Origin of the sequence: Paraferrimonas haliotis (genome assembly GCF_002282895.1) — a bacterium.
GTDB classification, from domain to species: domain Bacteria; phylum Pseudomonadota; class Gammaproteobacteria; order Enterobacterales; family Shewanellaceae; genus Paraferrimonas; species Paraferrimonas haliotis.
Map to the genome: position 1 here is coordinate 237,675 of NZ_NRRB01000005.1, position 6,596 is coordinate 244,270.

Sequence of the window (6,596 nt, forward strand, 5' to 3'; positions counted from 1 at the left end):
CAAAAAATTACAACTCGCTAGAGATTAACTGGGCGTCGGTATCGGAAACCACCAGGGCACTGGTTTGCTGGTACCAATCACCCACAACCCAACGCTTACGTCCATCTTTTAGATCATGCAAAAAGGGGCGATGGGTGTGGCCATGAATCAGCAGTTGGGCCTGATATTGATTTAGGGTAGCTTCAACGGCTGACGCATTTACGTCCATTATCTCAAGGGTTTTACCTTGCTTAGAACTGGCGCTATTTTCTCTGATTCCGTCGGCTATTTTCTGACGCCGTTTCTTGGGTAGATGCAGGTACAACCAACGAGCCCATTTTTGGTTACGAAAACGACGAAATTTCTGATAATCATGATCATCGGTACACAAGCTATCTCCGTGAGCCACAATAGCTTGGCGGCCATAAAGATCAATTTTTTGAACCTCAGGTAGCAGCGTCATGCCCGACAGTTGAGCAAAAGAGTTATCAATGAGAAAGTCACGATTGCCATGGGTGTAATAAATTGGAAATCGACTGCTGGCTTGCTTGATAAGCTGGGCAACTTCTAGTGCAAAAGGCTCGGCAATGTCGTCGCCTATCCAATATTCAAACAGATCACCCATAATGAACAAAGCGTCGAGCTCTCGCTGCGATTGAATAAAGGTTTTAAAGGCACTGTTAATATCTGGGCGATTGCCCGACAAATGCAAATCGGCGATAAAAACAGTGCGCTTGTGGGTGCGGTCTATCTTAAGCAAGGGTAGCCTTTTCAATGACTACTGCTTCAACTGGAACGTCTTGATGCATGCCATAGTGACCCGTTTTAACTTTCTTGATGGTGTCGATAACATCTAAGCCGTCAACCACTTCACCAAACACGCAATAACCCCAACCTTGCATGGATTCATTTTTATGATCTAAGAAGGTGTTGTCTGACACGTTGATAAAAAACTGAGCTGTTGCACTGTGAGGATCTTGAGTGCGTGCCATAGCAATGCTACCAACTTTGTTGGTTAAGCCATTGTTCGCTTCGTTTTCGATAGTCGCTTGGGTAGACTTTTGCTCCATATCGGCAGTGAAACCACCACCTTGTACCATAAAACCATCAATCACTCGGTGAAAAATAGTGTCGTCATAAAAGCCGGATTTTACATAGTTCAGGAAGTTTTCAACCGTTTTAGGAGCCTTCTCTGCGTCTAGTTTTAGCGTGATGTTCCCGAAATTTGTTTGTAAAATAACCATTGTGGTGTGTCTCATATCAACTTAGGAAGCTAAATATTAACGGATCTTACAAATAGCGCAATCACCTGTGTTCAATAGTTTTAGTGCCTGCTAGAATTGCCTTTTTACGAATCCTGCAAAATCAACGCGGAGAGCGAGTAAGCGATGCTTAAGATATACAACACATTGACTCGACAAAAAGAGGAATTTAAGCCGATAAATGCTAATCAAGTTGGCATGTATGTGTGCGGTGTTACAATTTATGACTTATGCCATATTGGCCACGGTCGTACTTACTTAAGTTTTGATGTGGTTTGCCGCTACCTGCGTTTCCTCGGTTACGACGTGACCTACGTGCGCAATATTACCGACGTTGACGATAAAATTATCCGCCGTGCCAACGAGCGTAATATAGATTGCGATGATTTAACCGAAGAACTGATCGCAGAAATGTATCAAGATTTTGATGCGCTTAATTTAATCAGACCCGATATTGAACCTCGTGCAACCCAGCATATTGGTGAAATTATAGAAATGGTAGAGCGCCTAATCAGTAAAGAGCATGCTTATGTTGCTGATAATGGAGATGTGCTGTTTGCAGTAAATTCCTGTGAAGACTATGGCGCGCTGTCCGGTCAAGATTTAGAGCAATTACAAGCCGGTGCGCGAGTAGAAGTGGAGCAAAGTAAACGCAACCCGCTGGATTTCGTACTTTGGAAAATGTCCAAGCCAGGAGAGCCTACTTGGGATTCACCATGGGGGCCGGGTCGACCCGGTTGGCATATTGAGTGTTCCGCCATGAACGTTAAGCATTTAGGTGAACATTTTGATATCCACGGTGGCGGTTCCGATCTTAAGTTTCCACATCATGAAAATGAAATTGCACAATCGTGCTGCGCCAATGACAGTGATTATGTAAATACATGGATGCATTCTGGCATGGTGATGGTGGACAAGGAAAAGATGTCTAAATCTCTTGGCAACTTTTTTACCATCCGAGATGTGCTTTCTCACTATGATGCAGAAACGGTTCGTTACTTCCTATTATCAAGCCATTACAGAAGTCAGCTAAATTATTCTGATGAAAACTTAAATCAGGCAAGAGCCGCTGTTGAACGTTTATACAATGCGTTGCGTGGGCTTGACTTAACGGTTGCTGCGGCGCCAGCTGAAAGTTATGTTGCCGACTTTAGTAAAGCAATGAACGATGACTTTAATACGCCTGAAGCATATTCAGTCTTATTTGAAATGGCTCGTGAAGTGAATCGTCTTAAATCCAACGATGAATTGGCCGCAAGTGCGCTTGCAGTCGCAATGAAGGAGTTGGCCGAGGTGCTAGGTTTGCTGAGCCAAGACCCAGAAAGCTTTCTGCAAGGCGATCAAGCCAATGACGACGAGGTTGCTCATATCGAAGCATTAATTGCTCGTCGCAACCAAGCAAGGGCGGATAAAAACTGGTCTGCCGCCGATGCAGCTCGAGACGAACTTACTGCGATGGGCATTGTTCTCGAAGATGCTAACGGGGTCACAAGCTGGCGTCGTGGTTAGTAAACGTCACGATTCATAAGCCCGTTTTATTAAATCCCCTAAATCTTATTGGTAGATTTAGGGGATTTTTTATTGCCAGCCAAATTCTGTGGTCAATGTATAAGCGTTATCAGGTTCGAGATGAATTTGGTCTTGCAAGACGTTTGCGGCTTCTAAACACACCATGGTTGTATAGTCATCGTCGCCAAATCGCTCTAAGCGTTTTGCTTTGTCTATCCAAGGGTTCCAAAGAACACACGACTTACTGTGTCGGCGCGATACACTTATCTGACCTTCAGGCGTGTGTATTAACTGTTGTGAAGGTGCATCATCATAGACTCGGTCCGTTTCTTTGGTAAAATTGACTATTGGTGCTTTATCGGTTGAGCGGTGACCAAACTCTAAATAGGAGCAGTCTTGCAGCCCACTCACTCCAGTCTTAAGTATGTCGGAGGTTCTAAAATAACTGTGTAATGCTTGGGTTAGAACAAACGGTTTATCGTCGAGGTTTTTGGTGGTAATCGAGACTTTAGCGGTGGAAGATAATGTCATCTCAACCGTAACTTCACACTTAAAAGGCCAATACATGCTATTGAGTTGCTGTTGCGGGAACTGAAACTGCAAAACGACCTGCCCAGACGACTCCTCGTGAGATTTAACGAGTTGCCACGGTAATTTTCGCACTAAACCGTGTTGCGGGTAGTCCTCCCCGGGCAGTTTTCCAAACCATGGCCAACAAATGGGTACGCCACCTCTTAAACCATTGCCGGGCTCATAAGACTCCTCATCTGACATCCATAAAATGGCCGCACGGTTTTTCGGTTTGAAATGAGTAAGTTGTGCTCCTTGCAAATAGACTTCAGCTTCAAAAGTTGGGGTGTCGATTCGAAGGTATTCAAGTCCTTTAGGGTGGCGTTGAAGTGTGATGAATCCCATGAATTGAATCCTTTTTTTGGGAATAATGGATGCTTGAGGCTAGATTTAGCACACTATTTGATAGACTACCACCCACACAACTTGATAAGAAGTTAAGCAAGCTAAGGAATAGATAATGAACCTGATTAAAGCTGGCTCTATAAGCGCTTTATCAATCCTGTTAATGGTTTTTGGGAGTTTCGCCGTGCACGCACAAACTACTCAATTGCGAGTCGCTACCTTTAATGCGTCGTTTGACCGACAAGAGGCAGGGCAACTCTCGAAAGAAATGCAATCTGGCAATGTTCCCCAAATAGAACGGGTCGCCGAAATCATTCAACGGGTTGCACCAGATGTTCTGCTCATTACTGAATTTGATAATGACGGTGAGGGCAAAGACCAACAGGTAATGAAGGATTTTCTTAAAAATTATTTAGCTCGCTCCTATAACCACTCAACACCAATCGCTTATCCATATTTTTACTTAGTTGCTACCAACACGGGTAAACTCACTAAAGTCGATCGTAATGGAGACGGAAAATTATCGTTGCCGATGGACAGTTACGGGTTTGGTACCTTTCATGGTCAGTACGCGTTTGCAGTCTTGTCTCAATATCCACTACTGACCGATGAGCAACGAACATTTCAAACATTTCTTTGGAAAAACATGCCTAATGCGGTGTTACCCGATGCGAAGTTAGGGAGCGGCAAAGGGGATTATTTTTCGAAAGAGGTGTTGTCGGATTTTCGGTTATCTTCAAAGAACCATTTAGATTTACCTATCGATATTAATGGTAAGCGTTTGCACTTGCTAGCCATGCACCCAACCCCGCCGGTATTTGATGGTCCTGAAGACAGAAACGGGCGTCGTAATCATGATGAGATTCGACTGTTCGCAGACTACATATCGCTCGATCCCGCTAACAGCAGTTATTTGGTTGATGACCAAGGTAATCGCGGCGGCCTTTCACAAGATGCTCGCTTTGTATTAATGGGGGACTTCAATGCCGATCCGATTGACGGTGACAGTTTCCAGGCCAGCATTAATCAATTGTTGAATCACCCTAGAGTTCATAAAGAAACGGCCATAGGTAGTCGAGTTCCTCAAAGTGCTGGTGGGCAACAATACCGTACTTCTAAATCGGTAAAAGGGGAGTCTCGATTCTGGACCCATGTCTATCCGTTGCGATTAGACTATGTGTTGCCGTCAAGCAATGTAGAGGTTATAAAAAGTGGGGTGTTTTGGCCGGCAAAAGGTAGTAAGTTAAGATATTTGGTGGAAGATGAAGCTGGCAATCAAGCAAAACAAGTATCGTCGGATCACCGATTGGTTTGGGTTGATATAAAGCTGTAGCCGTAATTTGAGTAAAACTGCAGGTTCGTTATGGATGATGTGTTCTTTATTGCAAAAAAAATACTGTCGCTGTTAGTGACGCCGGTGCCACTTTGCGTGTTTTTAATGGTTATCGGACTCTATTTTCAGCGCAATAGAAGTAACTTGGGCAAAGGCTTGCTGGTATTTGCGGTACTATTGCTTGGTTCTCTGAGCCAACCGCAAGTCGCTCGCTGGCTCTCACAGCCTTTAGAAGCGCGCTATGACATTAATCATCAGGTTAACCAAAGCGGGTGTTTAATTATGGTATTGGGCAGCGCCCACACGGATAATCAATCCGCGAGTTTTCAGCAACAATTAGACGATGCCGCAAGCGCTCGATTAATCGAAGCGGTGCGTCAGTATAAAATGGGCCCAGGCTGTCAGTTTGTAGTAAGTGGGTATGACGGCGGCTATTTGTTGCTACCCCATGCCTATGTAATGGCAAAAGCTGCAGAAGAGTTGGGTATTAGATCGAGCGACATTGTCGCGTTAGAAAAACCAAAAGACACCATTGAGGAAGCTAAAGCGTTACTTCAAAGAGTAGGCAAACGCAAGATTCGTTTGGTAACCTCTGCTACCCACATGCCCAGAGCCGTGACTGTTTTTGAAAGCTTTGGATTTGAAGTCGAGCCGGCTCCAGCGGACTTTAGAGCCCGCGATGGTGCTTGGTGGCGATTGTCGGCTGATAACCTGTTAACCAGTCAACGTGCTATACACGAATACGTTGGCTTAGCTTGGTTGAAGTTAAAGCCCAGCCTATTAACTGAGCCATCTTCCTAATTAAACGTTAACCATTAAACATTGGAGCCAATCTTGAAAGCTGCTGTATTTTTAGATCGAGATGGGGTAATTAACCACGACCATGGGTACGTGTACCAAGTCGACGATTTTCATTACGTCGACGGCGTATTTGAAGCCTGCCTTGAATTAAAAAAAATGGGGTACTTACTGGTGGTTGTTACAAACCAGTCTGGCATTGGTAGGGGACTGTATAGTGAAGATCAGTTCCACCAATTGACAGAGTGGATGGATTGGAATTTCGTCGATAAAGGGGTGGAGCTAGATGGCATCTATTTCTGCCCCCATCATCCTAAGCATGGGGTGGGCGACTATAAGTTGGATTGCGATTGCCGAAAACCCAAACCTGGAATGTTAAACAGCGCTAAGACGTTTTTGAACATAGATATGAGTCGCTCAATTATGGTGGGCGATAAGCTTTCCGATATGCAAGCCGCCGAAGCAGCTGGTGTAACAACAAGGATACTGGTTAAAAGCGGTAAGCCAATCGATGACGCAGCTCAAGCAAGCGCAACTACTGTCATTGAATCGATAAAGTCATTACCGGGTTACTTGAAAGGTCTGTCTTAAGGTTTTTTATAAGTTTTGACTAATATTTAAGCGTTTAAATTACTTTCTTAAAAAACCCCTTGCGCTAAAGAATCAGCGCCCTATAATGCGCATCCACTGACACGGCACAGGGGCCAAACAGCCATTGAATATGCCCGAGTCAGTCGGCCCAATAAGCGCCTTGAAAAAAGTTTTCAAAAAGCACTTGACGGTCGAAGGGAAACGCGTAG

Annotated in this window: 7 protein-coding genes; 4 read left to right on the forward strand and 3 right to left on the reverse strand. The window is 44.5% G+C overall.

The features are described 5' to 3' along the window. Positions 1-7 precede the first annotated feature (7 nt). Positions 8-739: a UDP-2,3-diacylglucosamine diphosphatase gene (locus tag CLC91_RS11930; RefSeq protein ID WP_233132624.1), complete on the reverse strand. Its 732-nt coding sequence runs from the start codon at positions 737-739 to the stop codon at positions 8-10. Next, positions 732-1,223: a peptidylprolyl isomerase gene (locus tag CLC91_RS11935; RefSeq protein WP_095498991.1), complete on the reverse strand. Its 492-nt coding sequence runs from the start codon at positions 1,221-1,223 to the stop codon at positions 732-734. The genes CLC91_RS11930 and CLC91_RS11935 overlap by 8 nt, the downstream gene beginning before the upstream one ends. A gap of 144 nt (positions 1,224-1,367) precedes the next feature. Here CLC91_RS11935 and cysS point away from each other — a divergent pair, with 144 nt between their 5' ends. Continuing rightward, a complete protein-coding gene (cysS, locus tag CLC91_RS11940; RefSeq protein ID WP_095500456.1) occupies positions 1,368-2,750 on the forward strand; it encodes a cysteine--tRNA ligase in 1,383 nt (460 codons plus the stop codon). A gap of 69 nt (positions 2,751-2,819) precedes the next feature. Here the strand turns inward: cysS and CLC91_RS11945 are convergent, their stop codons facing one another. Continuing rightward, entirely contained in the window at positions 2,820-3,665 is an 846-nt protein-coding gene (locus tag CLC91_RS11945) for a D-hexose-6-phosphate mutarotase (RefSeq protein ID WP_095498993.1), read from the reverse strand. 184 nt (positions 3,666-3,849) lie between these two features. Here CLC91_RS11945 and CLC91_RS11950 point away from each other — a divergent pair, with 184 nt between their 5' ends. Genes CLC91_RS11950 through gmhB form a run of 3 tightly spaced genes read left to right on the forward strand, consistent with a single transcriptional unit; the run spans position 3,850 to position 6,387 of the window. Continuing rightward, complete coding sequence (locus tag CLC91_RS11950) at positions 3,850-4,998, forward strand: endonuclease/exonuclease/phosphatase family protein (protein WP_233132625.1); 1,149 nt, start codon at positions 3,850-3,852, stop codon at positions 4,996-4,998. A 30-nt stretch (positions 4,999-5,028) separates the two neighbouring features. Further along, the gene (locus CLC91_RS11955) at positions 5,029-5,799 is read left to right on the forward strand and encodes a YdcF family protein (protein ID WP_095498994.1); all 771 of its coding nucleotides are present in this window, start codon (positions 5,029-5,031) and stop codon (positions 5,797-5,799) included. 33 nt (positions 5,800-5,832) lie between these two features. After that, positions 5,833-6,387 (forward strand): D-glycero-beta-D-manno-heptose 1,7-bisphosphate 7-phosphatase, encoded by a 555-nt coding sequence (gene gmhB, locus CLC91_RS11960; RefSeq protein ID WP_095498995.1) that lies wholly within the window; start codon positions 5,833-5,835, stop codon positions 6,385-6,387. The last annotated feature ends 209 nt before the right edge of the window (positions 6,388-6,596 follow it).

Coding starts and splice junctions, on each gene's coding strand:
- CLC91_RS11935 (WP_095498991.1), bottom strand. CDS start 1,223: ATGGTTATTTTACAAACAAATTTCGGGAACATCACGCTAAAACTAGAC.
- cysS (WP_095500456.1), top strand. CDS start 1,368: ATGCTTAAGATATACAACACATTGACTCGACAAAAAGAGGAATTTAAG.
- CLC91_RS11945 (WP_095498993.1), bottom strand. CDS start 3,665: ATGGGATTCATCACACTTCAACGCCACCCTAAAGGACTTGAATACCTT.
- CLC91_RS11955 (WP_095498994.1), top strand. CDS start 5,029: ATGGATGATGTGTTCTTTATTGCAAAAAAAATACTGTCGCTGTTAGTG.